This window comes from Azospirillum cavernae (assembly GCF_003590795.1).
In the GTDB taxonomy this organism is placed as follows: Bacteria; Pseudomonadota; Alphaproteobacteria; order Azospirillales; family Azospirillaceae; genus Azospirillum; species Azospirillum cavernae.
Map to the genome: position 1 here is coordinate 1,059,231 of NZ_QYUL01000002.1, position 20,290 is coordinate 1,079,520.

Sequence of the window (20,290 nt, forward strand, 5' to 3'; positions counted from 1 at the left end):
TCGGCAAAGCTCCCGCCCCCTCTCCCGCCGCAGGCGGGGGAGGGATGGGGAGGGGGCATGAGGTGACGGCATGAGCCAAGACGTTCAACTCGATTCCGTGACCATGCGGTTCGGCGCGGCGGTCGCCGTCAACAACGTGTCGCTGACCATCCAGGCCGGGGAGTTTTTCAGCTTTCTGGGGCCGTCGGGCTGCGGCAAGACGACGATCCTGCGGATGATTTCCGGCTTCATGGAGCCGACCGGCGGGGCCATCCGCATCGGCGGCGCCGACATGCGCGGCATCGGCCCGAACAAGCGGCCCACCGCGCTGATCTTCCAGAATCTGGCGCTGTTTCCGCTGATGACGGTGGCCGAGAACATCGGGTTCGGGCTGGAGGTGCGCGGCGTGCCCTCCGCCGACCGGCAACGCCGGGTGCGCGAACTGTTGGAACTGGTCGCCCTGCCCGAGACGGCGGAGAAGCGCGTCACCGACCTGTCGGGCGGCCAACGCCAGCGCATCGCCATCGCCCGCGCCCTGGCGGTCGAACCGGCGGTGCTGCTGCTGGACGAACCGCTGTCGGCGCTGGATCTGAAGCTGCGCCAGCACATGCGGGCGGAGTTGCGCGAGTTGCAGCGGCGCACCGGCGTGACCTTCATCTACATCACCCACGACCAGGGCGAGGCGCTGACCATGTCCGACCGCATCGGCGTGATGTCGCGCGGCGTGCTGGAGCAGGTGGGCGACGGGCCAAGCGTCTATGACCACCCGGAATCCGCCTTCGTCGCGTCCTTCGTCGGCGAAACCAACCGCTTTGACGGGACGGTGGCGGAATCGGCGGAGGGCTGGGCGGTGCTCGACACCGGCTTTGGCCGTCTGCGCGGGCGCAACCCCCGGCGGCTGGCGCCCGGCGACCGCGCCACCCTGTTCGTCCGCCCGGAACGGTTGACGCTGGGGCAGGACGAAAACGCGCTGGAGGCCCGCGTCAGCCACCGCGATTTCGAGGGGGCCTTCGTCAACGCCTTCCTGGACGGCGGGTTGATGGCGCAGGTGCCGCATTTGGGCCATGACCCGGCTTTCATCCCCGGCGAATCGGCCCGGCTTGGCTTCCGCGCGGCGGACGCGGTGGCGTTGCCGACCGCGTCCTGAGGCGCATCCTTACTTGTCTGGCCCTTGCTCGCCCACCGTCAGGCTGGCGCGGAAGATCGCCTTCTCGAAATCGTCGATCAGCGCGTCGACCCGGATGTCCCAGCGTCCGGCCAGCGGCAGGGTCAGGCCGTCCAAGCGATAGACGCCGGGGCCGCTGCGGGTTGGGCGGCGGCTCAGCGGCTCAATCCCGGCGGCGGGCTGCGACAGCTCCACCGACAGCTCTTTCGGGTCGAACGGGGCGCCGTCGGGCTGGGCCAGATGCAGGGTCAGCCGGTTGGCCCCGACGCGCGCGGGATCCAGGTCGATCACCGCTTGCCGTCCCTTGGCGGTCGCCACGCTGCTGTAGCCGACGGGGGCCTCGATCACCGGCTTGACCAGCGTGCGCGGCGGCGGCGTGGTTCCCAAGGCGGCGGTCAGCAGGACCACCAGCCCCATCACCGCGACCTCCAGCGTGACGCTCAGGCTCAGCAGCCGATTCGCCCGCTCCCGCGCCGCCCGCGCGCCGTTTTCCAGCGTCGGGGTCAGCCACAGCCGGTTGACGGTCGCCAACCCAAGCAGCAGCGCGACGCCGATCATCTTCACCAGCCAGAATTGCCCATAGGCGGTGGAGCCGATCCGGTCGGGATCGGTGATCTGAAGCGCGCTCAACCCCGCTCCGGCGACGATCAGCAGGGCGACGACCCAAACCGCGCCGTGGGAGAAGCGGCGCACGAGCCGCGCCGCCTCCAACGCCGGGGCGTGGCGCAGGATGGCGCGCAACGGCCCCAGCGCCCCCAGCCAGAAGGCGGCGGTCAACCCATGCAGCCCGACCAGCGGCGCGGCGAGCCAGGACGGCGGCGCGGTGGCGGCGTGGCCGGTGACGGTCAGCGCGCCGATGGCGATCAACGCGCCAAGCAGCAGCGTGAGGGTTCCGCCGACACCCGTCCGGTTGCGCCACAGCCCGACGGCCAGCAGGGCCAAACCGGACAGCGCGATGGCGGCGCTGGTCCCGCCGGTGCTGGCCAGAACCGCCCGCCAGGCCTCGGGCGTCAGCAGGGCCAGCGGCGACTCGCCGATCAGCAGCGCCCCGGTCAGCCCGAGATTGAGCGGAACCGCCAGCGCGGCCAGCGCGACCGTCACGCGCAGCCGGGCCAAACGGCCCAACGGCGCCCAATCCCGCCCGGTGCGGAAGGCCGCCCCCGGCGCCACCAGCGCGAGAAACAGCCCGCCGCCCGCCGCCGCCAGCAGGCTGCTGTAATGCAGCGCGCGGGCCGCCATGGCGGCGAGCAGGGCGAGGTTGCGGCCCCGCTCCTCCGCCTGTTCCGGGCGTTCGGGCGTCATGCCGACGCCGAACAGCAGGGATCCCGCCACCGGATGCCCGTCGCCCGACGTCACCCGGTAGCTGACCGTGTAGGGGCCGGGGGTGGCGGGCAGCGGCGGCAACGGCACGCGCAGGGCGTCGTCGCTGGCGACCGCCGGGCCGGGCAGAACCAGCGCGCCGCCCGGCCCGAAGGCGTGGATGGCGACCGGCGTCACCGGCTCGTTGAAGCGCAGGCGGATGTCGGCGGGCGGACGTTCCACCCGCGCGCCGTCCGCCGGGCTGGATTCCATCAGCACCGCGTGCGCCTGGGCCAGCGTCGGCAGGAGGACCAAGGCCAGGAGGAGGGCGAGAAGACGCGCCCAATCCCCTCGTCCCGCCGGGGGGAGAGGGGGCGTGGCGGGCAGGCCGGTCACGGCTTGGCCGTCAGCGTGACGCTGGGCGCCGGTTCCTTGTAATCATGGGCGTCCTTGCCGGGTTCGGGGATTTCGATCCAGCGGTTGACGCCCTTTTCGCATTCCTGCACCACCGGGACGTAAATCACGGTTCCGGCGGGCTTTTCGGGCAGTTTGGCCTGGAAGACGAACTCGTCGTACCAGGCGTCCGGCAGGTTGCCGCCGGTCCATGTCACCTCGGTCACGCCCTTGGTGATGGTCTTGCCGTGGCTTTCATAGGGGGTGGCGTAGGGGCCTTCGGTGGTGGTCAGCGTCCAGCCGATCTTGGGCATCGGCTTCACCGACACCACGCCCTCCGGGATGCGGACGCGAATCGCGGTGGTGGCGCTGCCGTCGCAGCCATGGCCGATGCGGATCACCGCCTTGTAATAGCTGCCGCTCGGGGCCTGCTTGGTTTCCAACGTGGCGTGGGCCGAGGCGTCGGCGGGGAGGATCGCGGCGGACAGGGCGAGGAGTCCGGCGGCGGCAAGCGCGGCGCGGGTGGGGCGGATCATGGATGGGCGCTCCGAAAAACACGGGTCTGACGAAAAAACGGATGGAAACGGTCAGACCGGGATCGGCGGGGCGCGGGCGGCGAAGGGGCGGGCGCTGCGGTCGGCGCGCAGGACGGCGCGGACCGGAATCGGCGCGGCGGAGGCGACGGAGGTCGGCGGCGAAAGCTGCGGCCCGGCGGCGGGGCCGAGCGCCCCGTCGGCGACCGACAGGCAGATCGGGCAGTGCTGGAGATGATCGCCGGGGGGCGCCGGTTGATCGGGGGCCGGTTGATCGGGAGAGGTCCGCCCGCTCCCCGGCGCTTGGCACAGCCCGCTTTCCAGACCGGCCAAGAGACGCAGGGACGGCGGGACATGCCAGCCCATGACCAGGGCGTGGACCAGCAGAACCGCCACGGCGACCAGCGCCGTCGCCGCGTTCCATTGTTCTGCGCCTGTTCGTTTGCGACCCTGTGCGACCATGGCGAGGACTATGGCGTTCGATCTTTTGTCTGCAAAGGGTGAAATGCGCCGGGAAGACCGCCGCTGTCACACGGGCGCGCTTGCGTCGGGCAAAAGCCCCATGATAGGCGTGGGTTGTTCGGTTTCGTCATTATTCACCCGTTCAACGATGGGAGCGGCCTGCGCGATGACCGAGGTGATTCGTCGTTACGGCCCGGTTCTGACCGGCCTGATCCTGCTGGCGGTGGCGCTGTGGCTGGCGTTGCTGGTCGTGCTGCCGCAGGTGATGATGGTGGACTTCTCCTTCCGCCCGGCGCTGCCGCCGTCCAAGCTGGGCGGGCCGGAAGACGTCTACACGGTCAAGAATTACGCCACGCTGTGGACCAACCAGATCCATCTGGCGATCTTCCTGAAGACCATCTGGGCCAGCGCCCTGGTCACGGCGGTGACGCTGGCGGTCTGTTACCCGGTCGCCTTCTATCTGGCGCAGGTCGCGCCGAAAAAGCGGCTGCCGCTGTTGATGCTGATGCTGGTGGTGCCCTTCTGGATCAACGAGCTGCTGCGCACCTTCGCCTGGTACATCATCCTGGCCTTCAACGGGCTGTTGAACACGCTGCTGGTGGCGCTGGGGATTTTCGACGAGCCGCAACGGCTGCTGGGCGGCGACGTCGGCGTGATCGTTGGCATGGTCTATGTCTACATCCTGTTCATGGTCTTCCCGCTCTACAACGCCATCGAATCGCTGGACCGCAACCAGATCGAGGCGGCGCGCGATCTGGGGGCCAGTTGGCTGCGCATCCATTGGCGGGTGGTGCTGCCGCACGCCAAGCCGGGCATCGCGGTCGGCTGCATCATGACCTTCATGCTGGCGGCGGGCAGCTACGCCGTTCCGGCCCTGCTGGGCGGGCCGCAAAGCCGCTGGTTCACCGAGGTCATCTACAACTGGTTCTTCGAGGGCGGAAACTGGAACCAGGGGGCGGCCTACGCCTTCATCCTGCTGGTTCTGTGCATCGGCGTCATCATGACCGCGATGAAGCTGTTCCGCGTCGGCCTCACGGATATTGCCAAGTAAGGATAGCCTGATGACCGCCGACCGTTTCCGCCGCCTGCTCACCACCTCCTATCTGGTGATCTTCTTCAGTTACCTGTTTTTGCCGCTGCTGGTCATGTCGGCGGCGACCTTCAACGCCAGCCGTTTTCCCACCGTCACGCCCTGGATGGGCTTCACGCTGGGTTGGTTTTCGGCGCTGTGGGCCGATCAGCGCATGTGGGCGGCGCTGGGGACCAGCCTGATTGTCGGGGCGGGGGTGATCGCGCTGGCGGTGCCGCTGGGGCTGGCGGCGGCGTTGCTGCTCGACCGGATGCACAGCCGGGCCAAGACCTTCCTTTACGCGCTGGCGGTGTCGCCGTTGCTGACGCCGGGGGTGATCGTCGGGATTTCCACGCTGGTCTTCTGGCGCGAGTGGTTCGGCGTGACCGGCGGGCTGTTTTTGACCATCGTCGCGCAATCCAGCTTCATCGCCGCTTACGCGATGCTGCTGTTTTCAGCGCGGCTGCAACGGTTCGACATGGCGCTGGAGGAAGCGGCCCTGGATCTGGGGGCAACGCACGGGCAGGTGTTCCGGCGCATCACGCTGCCCTATTTGACGCCGTCGATTTTGTCGGCGTCGCTGCTGGCGTTTCTGCAAAGCTTTGAGAATTACAACACGACGCTGTTCGTGCGCGGTCTGGAAACCACGCTGACCGTCTACATCGCGTCGAAGGTGCGCACCGGCCTTACGCCCGCCGTCAACGCGCTGTCGTTGATCCTGATCGGGCTGACCGTGCTGGGGGCGGTCGTCTACGAGATCCTGCGGCGACGCGAGGAGCGTCGGGCCGCAGGATCCGCAGCCGCAGCCGGTTAGGGCTTACAAACTTACTCGTCTTCTTCTTCGTCGGCGTCCGCTTCGATCTGCGAGGCGAGATCGCGCAGCATGTCGATGACGTCTTCGTGGCTCGTCTCATCGACCGCCGAATTCACGGCGGCTTCGATCATGGCGACGGCGATGTAGGGGCCAAGCGGGCCGCCTTCCTTGATCGCCTCTTCCAGGTGCTTTTCAGCGATCGACAGCGCCTTTTCAAACAGCGCTTCGGCCGTCTGGTTGGTGTCCTTGCTCATCGTCCGGTCCGTTGCGGATGGTTGGTTGGACTCCAATAACACGGCCCCACGCGGTGCGCGCGTGAATTCGCCGGGCCGTCGGCAAATACAGGCGAGGCTTGCGGGGCCGCCGCCCTTGCCCCACAGTGCCGACCCGCATTGACCCATACGGCATAGGGCGGACATGAGCGACAGCAAGGACCTGACCAACCCCGCGACCTTCCAATTCTGGTGGGAGGAGCGGGTGCGCTTCAACGATCTCGACGCGCTGGGCCACGTCAACAACAACGCGCTGGGCGTCTTTTTCGAGCAAGGGCGCATCGCCCTGTTGGAATCGGCGGGCGGTTTTCGCGACGCTGATGATTGGACGGTCGTGCTCGCCCGCAGCCTGATCGAGTATAAGGCGGAACTTCTGTACCCCAACACGGTGCGAATCGGCGTGTGCGGGCTGCGGTTGGGGACCAGTTCGATGACCATCGGCGTCGGGATTTTCCTGGGCGACCGCTGCGTCGCCACGCAGGAAGCGGTCTGCGTCATCGTCGACAAGAAAACTCACCGACCGACTCCGATACCGGAATCGTTGCGCGCGGCGCTGGCCCCGGCGTAAAGGGGGGCCATCTCTGCCCTTTTGCCCGCAAGGTTGCCCGCCATGAAGCGCCCCGCCCCCAAACGGCGCCCGCCCGCCGAACCGCGCGTTCTCGACGTCGCCATCGCCGAGATTGGCGGGCGCGGCGACGGCATCGCCATGGCCGAGGGGGCGCGGCTGTTCGTGCCGCTGACCGTGCCGGGCGACCGGGCGCGGGTGCGCGTCACCGAATCGCTGGAGGCCGGAACCGGCAAGGGCGAGGGCGTGCGCGCCGAACTGTTGGAAATTCTGGAGCCGGGCGCCGGGCGCGGCGACCCGGCTTGCCGCCATTTCGGACGCTGCGGCGGCTGCACGTTGCAGCATTTGAGCGACGCGGCCTATCGGGCCTGGAACGTCGCGTTGGTGCAAGGATGCTTGGCGCGGGTCGGTTTGGGCGACACGCCGTTTGAGCCGTTGGCCTGCACCCCGCCCGGCGCGCGCCGCCGCGCCCGCTTCGCCGCCCTGAAGCGTGGCAAGCGCGTGTGGTTCGGCTTCAACGAGCGGCAAAGCCATCGGCTGGCCGATCTGGAGGAATGCCCGATCCTGACGCCGCGCCTGCTCGCGATGATCGAGCCGCTGCGCGCGCTGCTGGGCCGACTGTTGCCGGACGGCGATGATTGCGATGTCGTAACGACGGATTTGGAGGGCGGGATCGATCTGCTTCTGGTCGGCCCCCGCCGCCTGGACCGGGCGGCGCGCGAAGCTCTGGTGGCCTTCGAACCAGAGTCGGTGGCCCGCATCGCCTGGCAGGCCGACAACCGCAGCGGCGCGGAGCCGGTGGCCAATCGTCGCCCCGCCGCAATTCGTTTCGCAGGCGTTCCCATTGTTCCGCCGCCGGGCGCCTTCCTTCAGGCGAGCGCGGAGGGGGAGGCGGCGCTGGTCGCCGCCGTGCGCGACGCGGTGGGAAGCGCCGGGCGGGTCGCCGATCTGTTCGCCGGGCTTGGCACCTTTTCCATTCCGTTGTCGCAACACGCGGCGGTTCACGCGGTGGAGGGCGACGCGGGCGCGGTCGCCGCGCTGAGCAAGGCGGTGCAGGGGCTGCGGCTGACGGTGGAGCGGCGCGACCTGTTCGAGCAGCCCTTGACGGCGAAAGAGCTTGGTCGTTTCGACGCCGTCGTTTTCGACCCGCCGCGCGCCGGGGCGGCGGCCCAGGCCGAAGCGCTGGCGGCCAGCAAGGTCCGGCGGGTGGTCGGCGTGTCCTGCAACCCGGCGACCTTCGCGCGCGACGCCCGGACGCTGGTCGATGGCGGCTATCGGTTGCTGAAGGTCTATCCGGTGGACCAGTTTCTGTGGTCGGCCCATGTCGAACTGGTCGGGGTGTTTGAGCGGGGGTGAGTGGGATCCTTGTGAGTGGGAGCCTTGCCTCCGGCCCCCTCCCTAACCCTCCCCCGCTTCGCGGGAGAGGGAACTCTGACGAGCGCCGCCCCCGAACGCCGACAAGGTTCCTGCCCCCTCTCCCGCCGCAAGGCGGGGGAGGGATGGGGAGGGGGCGGACTCGCGCGCCTCAATCCAACTGCAAAACCAACGCCTTCAGATAGGCCGACTCCGGCAGGTTGGGATGGACCGGATGGTCCGGCCCGGCCCCCGCGCTGCGCAGGATGCGTCCGGTGCGTCCGGCGTCGTTCAGGCCACGGGCGACCTGCTCGGCGAAGGTCGGCGGATCGACGTTGTGGCTGCACGAGCCGCAGAGCAGGAAGCCGCCCGGCGCGGTGATTTTGGCGGCGAGTCGGGCCATCTTGCGGTAAGCGCGGGACCCGGCGCCCAGATCCTTCTTGGCCTTCACGAAGGCGGGCGGGTCGGCGATCACCACCTCGAACCGCTCCCCGGCGGCGTCGAGCCGTTCCATTTCCTGGAAGGCGTCGGCGCGGCGGGCCTCGAAACGGTCGGCGACTCCGTTGGCGGCGGCGGCGCGCGTCGCGTTTTCCAGCGCCAGGGCCGAACGGTCCACGGCCACGACCGAGGTGGCGCCCGCCACCGCGCATTGAATGCCGAAGCCGCCGTTGTAGCTGTAGAAGTCGATGGCGCGTCCGCCCTTGGCCAAGGACGCGATGAAGGCGCGGTTGTCGCGCTGGTCATAGAACCAGCCGGTTTTCTGGCCGTCCAACGGGTTGGCGAAGAAGGTGACGCCGTTTTCCTCCAGCCTGATCGGGCCGTCGATCGCGCCCTTCACCAGCCGGGTTTCCTCCGCCAGCCCTTCCAGCGCGCGTTGGGTGCCGTCGTTGCGCAGAATCAGGGCGCGCGGGGCGAGAATCTCATCAATGGCGGCGAGAATCGCGTCGGTGTGGCGGTCCATGAACACGGAATTGGCCTGCACCGTCACCACGTCGCCGAATTGATCGACGATCAGGCCCGGCAGCCCGTCGGCCTCGGCGTGAACCACCCGGTAATAGGGGCGGTCGAACAGCCGTTGGCGCAGCGCCGCCGCCCGTTCCAGCCGGTCGGCGAAAAAGGCGTGATCGATCCGAGTCGTCGGATCGGACGACAGCAACCGGGCGGCGATCAGCGTGTGGGGGTTGAAGGTGGCGACGCCCAGCGGTTTGCCGCTGGCTTCCAGCAGCCGCACCGGGCTGCCCGGCGTCACCGCCTTGGCGGCGGCGTCCATCTGGACTTCGTTGGAGTAAACCCAGGGGTGGCCATGCTGGACGCGCCGCTCACGACCGGCCTGCATGTGAATCGTCGGGTATTTGACGGGGGTGGGGGCGCTGTCGCTCATGGGGCCGCATCCTAACGCCAAATCGGCGCGGCGCAACGGTTCTGCCGGGGGTTACTCCGTCTCGCGCCGCCCGACCCGTTCCGGCTTGCGGTCGGGCGAGCGGTTGTCGTTGACGCTGTCGAGCGACTTGCACAGGCGGACGGTCTCCCGCCGATGTCCTTCGGTGAAAAAACAATCCGCAATCGGATTGTTTGTTATGTCATCGAATACACAACGCTCCGGCAGGGTGGTGTGGATGGCGGCGCAGCCAAGCCCGCGCGCCAGGCCGTCCATGGCCTGCAACAGGGTTCCTGCGACGCCCGGAACATCGAACAGATCCAGCACGACAAAGTTCTCGACGGACATAACGCGACCGTGGCGCAAATGCTCCTCGATGGCGTAAGAGAACAGCCCGTGGAGGTACCCCCGCGCGTTCTGCACCGTCATGATGCCGGACCGCGCGGCGGCGTCCCCGCCCGCTTCCAGGACCGCTGCGGCAAAAGCGCGCCATTGCTCCACGGCAAGGCCGGGGGCTATGACGCAAACCAGCGGGTAAGCCTGGTCAATCTGACGCCGACCAAGGGGTTTCGCGATGAAGCTGTCGTCCATTTCTGTCCGGCCAATTGCAAGGACACTGAACGATGGCAGTCCTTGGCCTTTGACGGCGTTGACGTAGATCAATGTTGCGACAGCCACCCCTACACATAGTGGGATTATTGGAGGCAGGCGCGTCCGGCGTCGGTGTATGCGCACGTCATCGCAACCTGCCCCCCTCCTTAACAGTACGTACCCAGCGGTGGTGCAACCCAGAAGGCGCGGCTTCCGGCCGCCCGGGGCAAACGGGAGAGATTGTATGACATCAGCGACTCTGACTTCAGGGGCCACCCTGGGCAGCCAGCGGGTGTCGGAAGACGTGCGTTACTACGAAGACGCCATCCGACTCTTCGTTATCGCTGCGACGTTCTGGGGCGTGGTCGGCTTTCTGGCCGGCACGTTCATCGCCCTGCAACTCGCGTTTCCGGCGCTGAATCTCGGCTTCGAGTGGACGAGCTTCGGTCGCCTGCGGCCGGTCCACACCTCGGCCGTCATCTTCGCGTTCGGTGGCAACGTTCTGTTCGCCACCTCGCTGTACTCGGTGCAGCGGACCTGCCGTCAGTTTCTCTTCGGGGGCGAAGGGCTGACGAAGTTCATTTTCTGGAACTACAACGTCTTCATCGTTCTGGCGGCGCTGAGCTACGTCCTGGGCTTCACCCAGGGCAAGGAATACGCCGAGCCGGAATGGATCCTTGACCTGTACCTGACGGTCATCTGGGTGCTCTACGCCATCCAGTTCGTCGGCACGGTGATGACGCGGCGCGAGTCGCACATCTATGTGGCGAACTGGTTCTTCCTGGCCTTCATCCTGACCGTCGCCATTCTGCACATCGGCAACAACGTCAACGTTCCGGTCTCCATCACCGGGATGAAGTCGTATCCGTTTGTGTCGGGCGTGCAGAGCGCCATGGTGCAATGGTGGTACGGCCACAACGCCGTGGGCTTCTTCCTGACCGCCGGTTTCCTTGGGATCATGTATTATTTCGTGCCCAAGCGCGCCGAACGTCCGGTTTACTCCTACCGCCTGTCGATCGTGCATTTCTGGACCCTGATCTTCCTCTACATCTGGGCCGGTCCGCACCATCTGCACTACACCTCGCTGCCGGATTGGGCGCAGACGCTGGGCATGACCTTCTCGGTCATGCTGTGGATGCCGTCCTGGGGCGGCATGATCAACGGCATCATGACCCTGTCGGGCGCGTGGGACAAACTGCGCACCGATCCGGTCCTGCGTTTCCTCGTCACCTCGGTCGCCTTCTACGGCATGTCGACCTTCGAAGGTCCGCTGATGTCGGTGAAGCCGGTCAACGCCCTGTCGCACTACACGGATTGGACCGTCGGTCACGTCCATTCGGGCGCTTTGGGCTGGGTGGCCTTCATCTCCTTCGGCGCGCTGTATTTCCTGGTGCCGGTCCTGTGGAAGCGCTCGCAGCTCTACAGCCTGCGTCTGGTCAGCTACCATTTCTGGACGGCCACCGTCGGCATCGTGCTGTACATCACCGCCATGTGGGTGTCGGGCATCATGCAGGGCCTGATGTGGCGCGCGTACGACAACCTGGGCTTCCTCCAGTACTCCTTCGTGGAGACCGTCGCGGCGATGCACCCGTTCTACGTCATCCGCGCGATGGGCGGCGTGCTGTTCGTCGTCGGGTCGCTCATCATGGTCTACAACCTGTGGCGCACGGCGAAGGGTGACGTCCGCATCGAGAAGCCTTACGCCTCCACCCCGCATAAGGCGGCGGTTGGCGCGGCCTAAAGCCCAGGAAGGATGCTAGAAATGGCTCAGCAAAAAAAGGGCTTCAGCCACGACCTGATCGAGCGGAACACGCTTCTGCTCGTCGTGTTGACGCTGATCACCGTGTCGATTGGCGGTCTGGTGCAGATCGTCCCGCTGTTCACGATCGAATCGACCATCGAAAAGGTGGATGGGGTCCGTCCCTATTCGCCGCTGGAAGTGGCCGGTCAGTCGATTTACATCCGCGAAGGCTGCTACAACTGCCACAGCCAGCAGATCCGTCCGTTCCGTGACGAGGTCGAGCGTTATGGCCATTACTCGCTGGCGGCGGAGTCGATGTACGACCACCCGTTCCAGTGGGGGTCCAAGCGCACCGGCCCCGATCTGGCCCGCGTCGGCGGCAAATACTCCAACGATTGGCAGGTCGCCCATCTGGTCGATCCGCGCGCCGTCGTGCCGGAATCCATCATGCCGGGTTATGCCTGGATGAAGGATCGTCCGTTGAACTACGCCGACATCACCGACGTCCTCAAGACGTTGCGCATCGTCGGGGTTCCGTACACGGACGAACAGATCGCCAACGCCAAGGCTGACTTGGAAGCGCAGAAGAACCCGGACGGCGACGCCGCCCTGGCCAAGCGTTACCCGAAGGCCGTCGCGGCGAACTTCACGGGCAACAAGACCGTCACCGAAATGGACGCTCTCGTGGCCTACTTGCAGGTGCTGGGCACCCTGGTGGATTTCACCAAGTACCAGTCGCCGAAGCAGCTCCAGCAGTAATCGGGGGACAAATCCATGGATTTGGATTCGATCACGGTGATGCTTCGGTCGTTCTGGACCGTGTGGTTGATGGTGTTGTTGACGGGCATCCTGGTTTACGCCATGTGGCCCGGCAATCGCCGCACCTTTGACCACGCCGCCCAGATCCCGCTCAAGGATGATGGTCAGGAGTTTTAGGCCATGGCACAAAATTACAAGGACGAGTTGTCCGGCGTCGAGACCACCGGCCACGAGTGGGACGGGCTGCGCGAACTGAATAACCCGCTGCCCAAGTGGTGGTTGTACATTTTTTACGTCTGCATCGCGTGGTCGATGGCGTATTACGTGTTCTACCCGGCTTGGCCGTTGGGCAAGACCTACACGAAGGGCATCCTGGGCTATTCCCAGCGCGAGGATGTCGTCACCAGCATGGCCAACGCGAAGGCCGGTCAGGCGAAGTTCCTGACCGCCATCGCGGCCAAGTCGGTCGACGAGATCCAAAAGGACAAGGACCTGCTGGGCTTCGCCATGGCGGGCGGCCGGTCCTACTTCAACGAGAACTGCGCGGCCTGCCACGGCGCCGGCGGCCAAGGGGCCAAGGGCTTCCCGACGCTGGCCGACGACGTGTGGCTGTGGGGCGGCAAGACCGCCGACATCTACCAGACCATCCAGCACGGCATCCGTTCGGACGACGCCGACACCCGTGGCGTGCCGAACACCGGCATGACCGCGTTCGGCAAGGACGGCATCCTGAACCGCGATCAGATCGATCAGGTGACGGATTACGTCCTGTCGCTGAACAACAAGCCGGCGGACGCCGCCAAGGTCGCCAAGGGCAAGACCGTCTATGACGAGAATTGCGCCGCGTGCCATGGCGACGCCGCGCAAGGCGCGTTGGCCGCTGGTCTGGATGGCGTCGGCGCTCCGCCGCTGAAGCAGGCCAACTGGCTCTATGGCGGCGACAAGGCCACGCTGGTCGAGACCATCACCAACGGTCGCGCCGGCATGATGCCCGCCTGGTCCAAGCGTCTCGATGACGCGACGATCAAGTCGCTGGCCGTCTACGTCCACAATCTGGGCGGCGGCAAGTAAGCCGAACGCCGAGGTGGTTGGGTGATTGGAAACGCCGGGGAGGAGACTCCCCGGCGTTTCTTTTTGGGCCATGATGTGAGTCGATTCGGCGGGGGACGAGAACGTCCGGACGCTCCGCCTCGTTTGATCCAGCGCAATGCCGCTGCGGCATTCCGCCGCCATAGTGCTTTTCGCGCGCCCCACCCAATGTTGTTGGTGTGGATGCGGCGCCGACACCGGCCACCGCAACGCCCCAACGAGAAGGCGAGGGAATGAGCACGGCTACGGAAACGCCCAAGGTCCAGAACGCGGCCAAGGCCGAGAAGCGCACGGCGCAATCGCTCTTTCAGAAGCACGCGAAGGTTTATCCGAAATCCGTCCGTGGCCGTTTCCGCCAAATCAAATGGGCGGCGCTGAGCGCCATGCTGGCGATCTACTACATCCTGCCCTGGATTCGCTGGGATCGTGGGCCGAACGCGCCCAGCCAAGCGGTGTTGCTCGACATCGAGCACCGGCGTTTCTACCTGTTTTTCATCGAGCTGTGGCCGCAGCAAATTTATTATTTGACCGGCGCGCTGATTCTGGCGGCGCTGGGGCTGTTTCTGGCGACCTCGCTGGCTGGGCGCGTCTGGTGCGGCTACGCCTGCCCGCAAACCGTCTGGACCGACCTGTTCGTCTGGGTCGAGCATCTGGTGGAGGGGGAGCGTGGAACGCGCATCCGCCGCGACCACGGGCCATGGACCTTTGACAAGCTGTGGCGCAAGGCGGCGACCAACGCCATCTGGCTGCTGATTGGGTTGGCCACCGGCGGCGCCTGGATCTTCTACTTCACCGACGCGCCGACCCTGCTGGGCGAACTGGTCCGGTTCGAGGCGTCTTCGACCGCCGTCGGCTTCATCGGCTTGTTCACCGGCACGACCTATCTGCTCGCCGGTTTCGCTCGCGAGCAGGTTTGCACCTACATGTGCCCGTGGCCGCGCTTCCAATCGGCGATGATCGACGAGGACAGTCTGGTCGTCACCTATCAGGAATGGCGCGGCGAAGGCCGCGCGCCGCTGCGCAAGTCGCAGAGCTGGGAGGAGCGGGCGGAATCGGGCCTGGGCGACTGCATCGACTGTTTCAACTGCGTGCAGGTCTGCCCGGCGGGCATCGACATCCGCGACGGCTTGCAGATGCAATGCATCGGCTGCGGTCTGTGCGTGGACGCCTGCGACGAGATCATGGTGAAGATCGGCCGCCCGACCGGGCTGGTGACGTTCGACACCCAGACCAACCAGATCGCCCTGTCGGCGGGCGGCAAGCCGGTCGCGTCCAAATGGCTGCGCCCGCGCGTCATCATCTATTCGTTGAGCATGCTGGTGATCGCCGGGGCCATCGTCGCCGGTCTGGCCCTGCGGCCCGGTCTGGACATCAGCGTTCTGCGCGACCGCGCGCCGCTGTTCGTGGCGCTGGCCGACGGCACGGTGCGCAACGCCTACACCTTCAAGATTTCCAACATGACCCGCGACCCGCGCGACTATGTGCTGTCGGTCAGCGGTCTGGCCGGGGCGACCATCGCGGTCGCCGGGGACGGGCAGGATGAGCAGACGGTCCACCAGAGATTGACCGCTGCGCCCGACATGGTCGCCACCTATCGCATTTTTGTGACCATTCCGCGCGGCTCTTTGCGCGAGGCGTCGCAGCCGCTAAACCTCACCCTGACCTCGGCCAATGGGGAAACCGCCTCTTACCAGACGGTGTTCATGGGGCCGGGGAACTGAGTTGGTCTCGTAACTGATCCGTCGCTGATTTCGTGATACGGTCCCGCAACCGAAGGCCTACCGAGCATGACCATGACCTCGTCCACCGGACTCCGTCCGACCCGCGCGCCCCGTCAGAAGGGGTGGTACATCCCCTGGATTTTCGTGGGGCTTTTCCTGGTGGTGGCTGCGGTGAACGGGGTGATGATTCACTTCGCCTTCTCCACCTGGACCGGGTTGCAGACCGAGGAGCATTTCCTCAAGGGCATCAAGTACAACCAGGATCTGGCGGGCGCCCGCGCCCAGGCCGAGCGCGGCTGGCAGGTCAACGTCGATTTCACCAGCACCGAACCGCTGAAGGGCCTCGCCTCGCTGACTCTGCGCGACAAGAATGGGGCGCTGCTGGACGGGGCCACGGTCAAGATCAAGCTGATCCGCCCGACCAGCGTCGGCCATGACGTGACGATGGATCTTCCTTACCTGGGCGAGGGTCGCTACGCCGCCCCGGTGACGCTGACCCTGGAAGGCCAGTGGGACATGCGGGTGGAGATTCAGCACGCCAGCGGCGATTATCAGAATCAAAAGCGCGTTTGGGTGCAGTGAAGCGGCCTTGCCGTCGCGCGGGCGTCCGGGTGGCGGCGTTTCTTGGGTGATCTGACATGACCGTCTGCCTTCATTGCGGGCAGGAGCAAGGCGAGGGGGCCGCGTCGGCGGCCCTCGCGTCGGATGGGGCTGGGCCGTTCTGCTGCTCCGGCTGCGCCGCCGCCTATGACCTCGTGCGTGGCCTCGGGCTGGGGCGTTATTATGACCGGCGCAGCGTCGATCCGGCGGCGCGCCCGTTGCGCCCCGACGACGACGCCCCCGCCATCGATTATTCCCCGCACGCGCGGCTTGAGGCCGACGGGGCGCAAAGCCTGCATCTGATGGTGGACGGGCTGCAATGCGCCGCCTGCGTCTGGCTGATTGAAACCGCGCTGGGGCGGCAGCCGGGCGTCGTTCAGGCGCGGCTGAACATGACGACGCGGCGGCTGACCCTGCGCTGGAACCCGGCGGAGACCGACGCCAACGCCGTGGTCGGCACGGTGACGCAATTGGGCTACCGCGCGGTGCCGTTCGACCCGGATCGGCTGGGCGGCGCTCAGGCGAAGACCGAAAAGGAATTGCTGCGGGCCATGGCGGTGGCCGGATTCGCCATGGGCAACGTCATGCTGCTGTCGGTGTCGGTCTGGGCCGGTTACAGCCAGGGCATGGGGACGGCGACGCGCGACCTGATGCACTGGATTTCCGCGCTGATCTGCATGCCCGCCATCGCCTACGCGCTGCGGCCCTTCGCCCGGTCGGCCTTTGGCGCCTTGCGGCGCGGGCGGACCAACATGGACGTTCCCGTCACCATCGGCGTGCTGCTCGCCACCGGGATGAGCCTGTTTGAGACGATGAACAGCGGCCTGCACGCCTATTTCGACGGCGCGGTGATGCTGCTGTTTTTCCTGTTGATCGGGCGCTACCTCGACCAGCGGGCGCGTGGGCGGGCGCGGTCGGCGGCGGAGCAGCTTTTGGGCTTGCGCGCCAACGCGGTGACGATCCTGCGCGAGGACGGAACCAGCGCGGTGGTGACGCCCGAACAGGTCAGCCTCGGCACGGTGATTCTGGTCGCGACCGGGGAGCGCGTTCCGGTCGATGGCCGGGTGCTCGACGGCGTGTCCGACCTCGACACCGCGCTCATCACCGGGGAAGCGGTGCCGGGAAGCGTCCGGCCTGGCGATCAGGTCTTCGCCGGCATGCTGAACCTGACCGCGCCCTTGCGGCTGACGGTGACGGCGGTCGGCGAAGGAACCCTGCTGGCCGAGATCGTCCGCTTGATGGAGGTGGCCGAACAGGGCCGCGCCAAATATGTGGCGGTGGCCGACCGGGTGTCGCGGCTTTACGCGCCGGTGGTTCATGTCGCCGCGCTCAGCACCTTCGCCGCCTGGACCTTGATCGTCGGCGCGCCGTGGCAGGTCGCGTTGATGAACGCGGTCGCCGTGCTCATCATCACCTGCCCCTGCGCGCTGGCGCTGGCGGTGCCGGTGGTCCAGGTGATCGCCAGCGGCCGGTTGATGCGGCAGGGCACCTTGCTGAAAAACGCCACGGCGCTGGAGCGTCTGGCCGTCATCGACACCGTGGTGTTCGACAAGACCGGCACCCTGACCGAAGGCCGCCCGACGCCGCAGTTGGACGGGGTCGATCCCGAGGATTTGCGGCTGGCCGTGTCGCTGGCTGGGGCGAGTCGTCACCCGCTGGCGCGCGCCTTGGCCTCGGCCCTGCCCGGCGTGCCGGTGGCGGCGGGCGTGCGCGAGATTCCCGGCGCGGGGCTGGAGTGGGACGGCGCGGACGGGGTGATTCGTCTGGGCAGCCGCCGCTTCACCGGCGCGCCGGACGACACGCTGGACGCGGGCGGGCCGGAATTGTGGCTGGCCCGGCCCGGCGCGGCTCCGCGCCGAATTGTTTTCCTCGACGCGCCGCGCCCCGACGCGGCGGCGGTGGTCGCGGCGCTGAAGGCGCGCGGGCTGGACATTCGGCTGCTGTCGGGCGACCGGCGCGGCGCGGTGGCGGCGGTGGCCGAGCGGCTGGGCATCGCCGATTGGCGGGCCGAACAGACCCCCGCCGACAAGACCGCCGCGCTGGCCGAATTGGCCGGGCAGGGGCGCCGGGTGCTGATGGTCGGCGACGGGCTGAACGACGCGCCCGCCCTGGCGGCGGCGTCGGTGTCGATGTCGCCCTCCACGGCGGTGGACGTCAGCCAGACGGCGGCGGACGTGGTGTTTCAGGGGCGGATGCTGCGGCCCATCGTCGAATCGGTGGAGGTCGCCCGGCGGTCGGGCCGTCTGGTGAAGCAGAATTTCGCCATCGCGCTGCTCTACAATCTCTGCGCGGTGCCGCTGGCGATGGCCGGGTTGCTGACGCCGCTGCTGGCGGCGCTGGCGATGTCGTCATCGTCGCTGATCGTCATTCTCAACGCGCTGCGGCTGGCCCGTGGCTCTGTGGTCAAGGATTTGGGCAATGGACGAGCTTCTCTATCTGATCGCGATCGCGGTGAGCCTGGGCGGGCTGGGGCTGGCGGCGTTTCTGTGGGCGCTGAAGTCCGGTCAGTTTGAGGATCTGGACGGGGCGGCCAACCGCATCCTGTTCGACGACGACGCGCCCCTGCCCCCCAGCAAACCGGCGCCCAAAGGTCAATAGCCCCCGGGGCGACATGGACATAGGAAGGGGGGTGCGCGAGCATGGTTGCGATTCCCAACGATTGCCACCAATATGGGCTTTCGCACGGTAGAGGCTGGGTCCATCCATGCCACCTTTCGATATGGGTCGCGCTCGTGACAAGAGCGCATCGACGGAAATGAATCCCTGCGGGGCCTGTCCCGTGCGCAGCCTGACTGTGTGCGCCGCCTTGGACCCCGAAGAGGTGCGCCGTCTCGCCGAGATCCTCCAAACCATGCGGGTTGACGCTGGGCACACCTTGTTCAGCGAGGGCGACACCGCCGACGCGCTGTACAACGTCACCTCCGGCACGGTGAAGCTTTACAAGCTGCTGCCCGATGGGCGGCGCCAGATCACCGGCTTTCTGGTGACGGGCGATTTCCTCGGCCTGTCGGTCAATGAAAGCTACGCCTACACCGCCGAATCCGTCACCAGCGCGTCGCTCTGCCGCTTCCCGCGCAAGAAGATCGACGTCTTGATGGACGAGTTCCCCAAGATGCAGCGCCGCCTGTTCTCCATGGCGTCGAACGAGTTGGCGGCGGCGCAGGACCAAATGCTGCTGCTGGGCCGCAAGACGGCCAAGGAGAAGATCTGCTCCTTCCTGCTGATGCTGTCGCAACGCGCGGCGCGGCGCGGACACAAGGAAAACCCGGTCTTCGTGCCGATGAGCCGGGCCGACATCGCCGATTATCTGGGCCTGACGACGGAAACCGTCAGCCGCACCTTCACCCAATTGAAGACGGTCGGCGTCATCTCGCTTCAGGAAGGCAACAAGGTCCTGATCGCCGATCTCGACGCCATGTATGATCTGGCCGAGGGTAGCTGAGGGCGACGATCCGCCCCGTCCAGTCCGCTGCCCGGTCACGCCGGAGTGTTTTTTCCAGCCGCAAGCAGCCAATCGCGAATCCGCTGAGTCGGCCCGGGATGGCGGGCCTTGCGGGGCGCGACCACGTAGAAGCCCAACGGCCCCGTCAACACACCGTCGAACGGGCGAACCAACCGCCCATCCGCGAGATCCCGTTCCACCAGGAAGCGGCTGACCAGGGCGACGCCTTGGCCCGCCAGCGCCGCGTCCATCGCCAAGGCGGTGTGGCTGAAGCGAATCCCCCGCTGGGGTGGGGCGGAGAGTCCGGCCATGGTGGTGGCGATGAAGTCGGGCCACAGATTGTGGGCGTCGTGCAGCAGAACGAAACGGTCCAGCGCCTGCGGCGGCAAGGGCAGCGCCGCGTCGGTCAGCAAGGCCGGGCTGCACACCGCCACCACCTCTTGCTCGAACAAAAGATCCGCCGTCAATCCCGGCCCGAAGGGCGGCTTGCCCTGGCGGACGGCGACGTCCACCCCGTCGGTCTGGAAATTCGACAGGGATTCGGCGGCCAACACCCGCAAATCCAGATCGGTATGCGCGGCGGTCAGTTCGTGCAGGCGGGGAATCAGCCATTTCGAGGCGAAGGTCGGCGTCACGCTGATGGTCAGGCGCAGCGGGGTTGGGCGCAATGCCGCCGTCGCTTCGGCGATCTGCTCGAACGCGCGGCGAATCTGCGCGGCGTAGGTCAACCCCGCGCCGGTCAGCGCCAGCGAGCGGGACCGCCGTTCAAACAATTGCAGGCCAAGGGTGGCCTCCAGATGACGGACCTGCTGGGCGACGGCGCTTTGCGTCACCCCCAGAGCCTCGGCGGCGAGGCGGAAGTTCAGATGCCGCGCCGCCATGTCGAAGGCGCGCAGGGCGTTGAGCGGCGGCAGTTGGGGTTGCGGGTCGCTCATCCAGTAGATTTTCTATCGTGTGAAAGCCGGAAAACTGGTTTGAGCGGTGGATTGATCCGCGTCTAAGCTTAAGCATGAAACGCGTGCGGACGGCAGTTTTTCCCACGCGTCCCATTCAGGAAAGGCTTCA

21 protein-coding genes are annotated in these 20,290 nt (G+C 66.9%); 14 read left to right on the forward strand and 7 right to left on the reverse strand.

Annotation, left to right across the window (positions count from 1 at the left end; genetic code table 11):
• Positions 1-70: 70 nt before the first annotated feature.
• Positions 71-1,126, forward strand: coding sequence for an ABC transporter ATP-binding protein (locus tag D3877_RS16360; protein WP_119831786.1), 1,056 nt, complete (start codon positions 71-73; stop codon positions 1,124-1,126).
• Positions 1,127-1,135: 9 nt separating this feature from the next.
• Here D3877_RS16360 and D3877_RS16365 read toward each other — a convergent pair whose 3' ends face one another.
• From D3877_RS16365 to D3877_RS16375, 3 genes are read right to left on the reverse strand one after another with little or no spacing between them, the layout of a single operon-like run.
• Complete coding sequence (locus D3877_RS16365; protein WP_147395209.1) at positions 1,136-2,839, reverse strand: copper resistance CopC/CopD family protein; 1,704 nt, start codon at positions 2,837-2,839, stop codon at positions 1,136-1,138.
• Positions 2,836-3,372, reverse strand: coding sequence for a YcnI family copper-binding membrane protein (locus D3877_RS16370; RefSeq protein ID WP_119831788.1), 537 nt, complete (start codon positions 3,370-3,372; stop codon positions 2,836-2,838). The genes D3877_RS16365 and D3877_RS16370 overlap by 4 nt, the downstream gene beginning before the upstream one ends.
• 51 nt (positions 3,373-3,423) lie before the next feature.
• Positions 3,424-3,831 (reverse strand): DUF2946 family protein, encoded by a 408-nt coding sequence (locus tag D3877_RS16375; protein ID WP_119831789.1) that lies wholly within the window; start codon positions 3,829-3,831, stop codon positions 3,424-3,426.
• Positions 3,832-3,997: 166 nt separating this feature from the next.
• On the opposite strand from D3877_RS16375, the gene D3877_RS16380 reads away from it, so the two are divergent.
• Positions 3,998-4,882, forward strand: a complete 885-nt coding sequence (locus D3877_RS16380) for an ABC transporter permease (protein WP_119831790.1) — start codon at positions 3,998-4,000, stop codon at positions 4,880-4,882.
• 10 nt (positions 4,883-4,892) lie between these two features.
• Entirely contained in the window at positions 4,893-5,714 is an 822-nt protein-coding gene (locus D3877_RS16385; protein WP_119831791.1) for an ABC transporter permease, read from the forward strand.
• Positions 5,715-5,725: 11 nt separating this feature from the next.
• On the opposite strand, the gene D3877_RS16390 is transcribed toward D3877_RS16385, so the two are convergent.
• The gene (locus tag D3877_RS16390; protein ID WP_119831792.1) at positions 5,726-5,968 is read right to left on the reverse strand and encodes a hypothetical protein; all 243 of its coding nucleotides are present in this window, start codon (positions 5,966-5,968) and stop codon (positions 5,726-5,728) included.
• A gap of 163 nt (positions 5,969-6,131) precedes the next feature.
• Between D3877_RS16390 and D3877_RS16395 the strand changes: the two genes are divergently transcribed.
• On the forward strand, positions 6,132-6,554 hold the full coding sequence (locus D3877_RS16395) for an acyl-CoA thioesterase (protein ID WP_119831793.1): 423 nt from the start codon (positions 6,132-6,134) through the stop codon (positions 6,552-6,554).
• A 42-nt stretch (positions 6,555-6,596) separates the two neighbouring features.
• Entirely contained in the window at positions 6,597-7,907 is a 1,311-nt protein-coding gene (locus D3877_RS16400) for a class I SAM-dependent RNA methyltransferase (RefSeq protein ID WP_119831794.1), read from the forward strand.
• A 169-nt stretch (positions 7,908-8,076) separates the two neighbouring features.
• On the opposite strand, the gene D3877_RS16405 is transcribed toward D3877_RS16400, so the two are convergent.
• Positions 8,077-9,285 carry a class I SAM-dependent rRNA methyltransferase gene (locus tag D3877_RS16405; protein WP_119831795.1) on the reverse strand — a complete coding sequence of 403 codons (1,209 nt, stop codon included), beginning with the start codon at positions 9,283-9,285 and terminating at the stop codon, positions 8,077-8,079.
• A gap of 51 nt (positions 9,286-9,336) precedes the next feature.
• Positions 9,337-9,945 (reverse strand): hypothetical protein, encoded by a 609-nt coding sequence (locus D3877_RS16410; protein ID WP_238474924.1) that lies wholly within the window; start codon positions 9,943-9,945, stop codon positions 9,337-9,339.
• A gap of 172 nt (positions 9,946-10,117) precedes the next feature.
• On the opposite strand from D3877_RS16410, the gene ccoN reads away from it, so the two are divergent.
• From ccoN to D3877_RS16455, 9 genes are all read left to right on the forward strand, one after another.
• Complete coding sequence (gene ccoN / locus D3877_RS16415) at positions 10,118-11,614, forward strand: cytochrome-c oxidase, cbb3-type subunit I (protein ID WP_119831797.1); 1,497 nt, start codon at positions 10,118-10,120, stop codon at positions 11,612-11,614.
• 21 nt (positions 11,615-11,635) lie between these two features.
• Positions 11,636-12,373: a cytochrome-c oxidase, cbb3-type subunit II gene (ccoO, locus tag D3877_RS16420; RefSeq protein ID WP_119831798.1), complete on the forward strand. Its 738-nt coding sequence runs from the start codon at positions 11,636-11,638 to the stop codon at positions 12,371-12,373.
• Between the two features lie 15 nt (positions 12,374-12,388).
• Positions 12,389-12,550, forward strand: coding sequence for a cbb3-type cytochrome c oxidase subunit 3 (locus D3877_RS16425; protein WP_119831799.1), 162 nt, complete (start codon positions 12,389-12,391; stop codon positions 12,548-12,550).
• A 3-nt stretch (positions 12,551-12,553) separates the two neighbouring features.
• Positions 12,554-13,444 carry a cytochrome-c oxidase, cbb3-type subunit III gene (gene ccoP / locus D3877_RS16430; RefSeq protein WP_119831800.1) on the forward strand — a complete coding sequence of 297 codons (891 nt, stop codon included), beginning with the start codon at positions 12,554-12,556 and terminating at the stop codon, positions 13,442-13,444.
• 251 nt (positions 13,445-13,695) lie between these two features.
• Complete coding sequence (gene ccoG, locus D3877_RS16435) at positions 13,696-15,183, forward strand: cytochrome c oxidase accessory protein CcoG (protein ID WP_119831801.1); 1,488 nt, start codon at positions 13,696-13,698, stop codon at positions 15,181-15,183.
• 66 nt (positions 15,184-15,249) lie between these two features.
• Positions 15,250-15,765, forward strand: a complete 516-nt coding sequence (locus tag D3877_RS16440) for a FixH family protein (protein WP_119831802.1) — start codon at positions 15,250-15,252, stop codon at positions 15,763-15,765.
• Between the two features lie 56 nt (positions 15,766-15,821).
• On the forward strand, positions 15,822-18,296 hold the full coding sequence (locus tag D3877_RS16445) for a heavy metal translocating P-type ATPase (RefSeq protein ID WP_119831803.1): 2,475 nt from the start codon (positions 15,822-15,824) through the stop codon (positions 18,294-18,296).
• The gene (ccoS, locus tag D3877_RS30605) at positions 18,235-18,381 is read left to right on the forward strand and encodes a cbb3-type cytochrome oxidase assembly protein CcoS (protein WP_238474986.1); all 147 of its coding nucleotides are present in this window, start codon (positions 18,235-18,237) and stop codon (positions 18,379-18,381) included. Before D3877_RS16445 ends, ccoS begins: the two co-directional genes overlap by 62 nt.
• Positions 18,382-18,562: 181 nt before the next feature.
• Complete coding sequence (locus D3877_RS16455) at positions 18,563-19,225, forward strand: Crp/Fnr family transcriptional regulator (RefSeq protein WP_238474925.1); 663 nt, start codon at positions 18,563-18,565, stop codon at positions 19,223-19,225.
• Between the two features lie 35 nt (positions 19,226-19,260).
• Here D3877_RS16455 and gcvA read toward each other — a convergent pair whose 3' ends face one another.
• Positions 19,261-20,160, reverse strand: a complete 900-nt coding sequence (gene gcvA, locus D3877_RS16460) for a transcriptional regulator GcvA (protein ID WP_119831805.1) — start codon at positions 20,158-20,160, stop codon at positions 19,261-19,263.
• Positions 20,161-20,290: the final 130 nt, after the last annotated feature.

Coding starts and splice junctions, on each gene's coding strand:
- D3877_RS16425 (WP_119831799.1), top strand. CDS start 12,389: ATGGATTTGGATTCGATCACGGTGATGCTTCGGTCGTTCTGGACCGTG.
- ccoG (WP_119831801.1), top strand. CDS start 13,696: ATGAGCACGGCTACGGAAACGCCCAAGGTCCAGAACGCGGCCAAGGCC.
- D3877_RS16380 (WP_119831790.1), top strand. CDS start 3,998: ATGACCGAGGTGATTCGTCGTTACGGCCCGGTTCTGACCGGCCTGATC.
- D3877_RS16445 (WP_119831803.1), top strand. CDS start 15,822: ATGACCGTCTGCCTTCATTGCGGGCAGGAGCAAGGCGAGGGGGCCGCG.
- ccoO (WP_119831798.1), top strand. CDS start 11,636: ATGGCTCAGCAAAAAAAGGGCTTCAGCCACGACCTGATCGAGCGGAAC.
- D3877_RS16390 (WP_119831792.1), bottom strand. CDS start 5,968: ATGAGCAAGGACACCAACCAGACGGCCGAAGCGCTGTTTGAAAAGGCG.
- D3877_RS16370 (WP_119831788.1), bottom strand. CDS start 3,372: ATGATCCGCCCCACCCGCGCCGCGCTTGCCGCCGCCGGACTCCTCGCC.
- gcvA (WP_119831805.1), bottom strand. CDS start 20,160: ATGAGCGACCCGCAACCCCAACTGCCGCCGCTCAACGCCCTGCGCGCC.
- D3877_RS16405 (WP_119831795.1), bottom strand. CDS start 9,285: ATGAGCGACAGCGCCCCCACCCCCGTCAAATACCCGACGATTCACATG.
- D3877_RS16400 (WP_119831794.1), top strand. CDS start 6,597: ATGAAGCGCCCCGCCCCCAAACGGCGCCCGCCCGCCGAACCGCGCGTT.
- D3877_RS16395 (WP_119831793.1), top strand. CDS start 6,132: ATGAGCGACAGCAAGGACCTGACCAACCCCGCGACCTTCCAATTCTGG.
- D3877_RS16440 (WP_119831802.1), top strand. CDS start 15,250: ATGACCATGACCTCGTCCACCGGACTCCGTCCGACCCGCGCGCCCCGT.
- ccoN (WP_119831797.1), top strand. CDS start 10,118: ATGACATCAGCGACTCTGACTTCAGGGGCCACCCTGGGCAGCCAGCGG.
- D3877_RS16375 (WP_119831789.1), bottom strand. CDS start 3,831: ATGGTCGCACAGGGTCGCAAACGAACAGGCGCAGAACAATGGAACGCG.
- D3877_RS16360 (WP_119831786.1), top strand. CDS start 71: ATGAGCCAAGACGTTCAACTCGATTCCGTGACCATGCGGTTCGGCGCG.
- D3877_RS16385 (WP_119831791.1), top strand. CDS start 4,893: ATGACCGCCGACCGTTTCCGCCGCCTGCTCACCACCTCCTATCTGGTG.
- ccoP (WP_119831800.1), top strand. CDS start 12,554: ATGGCACAAAATTACAAGGACGAGTTGTCCGGCGTCGAGACCACCGGC.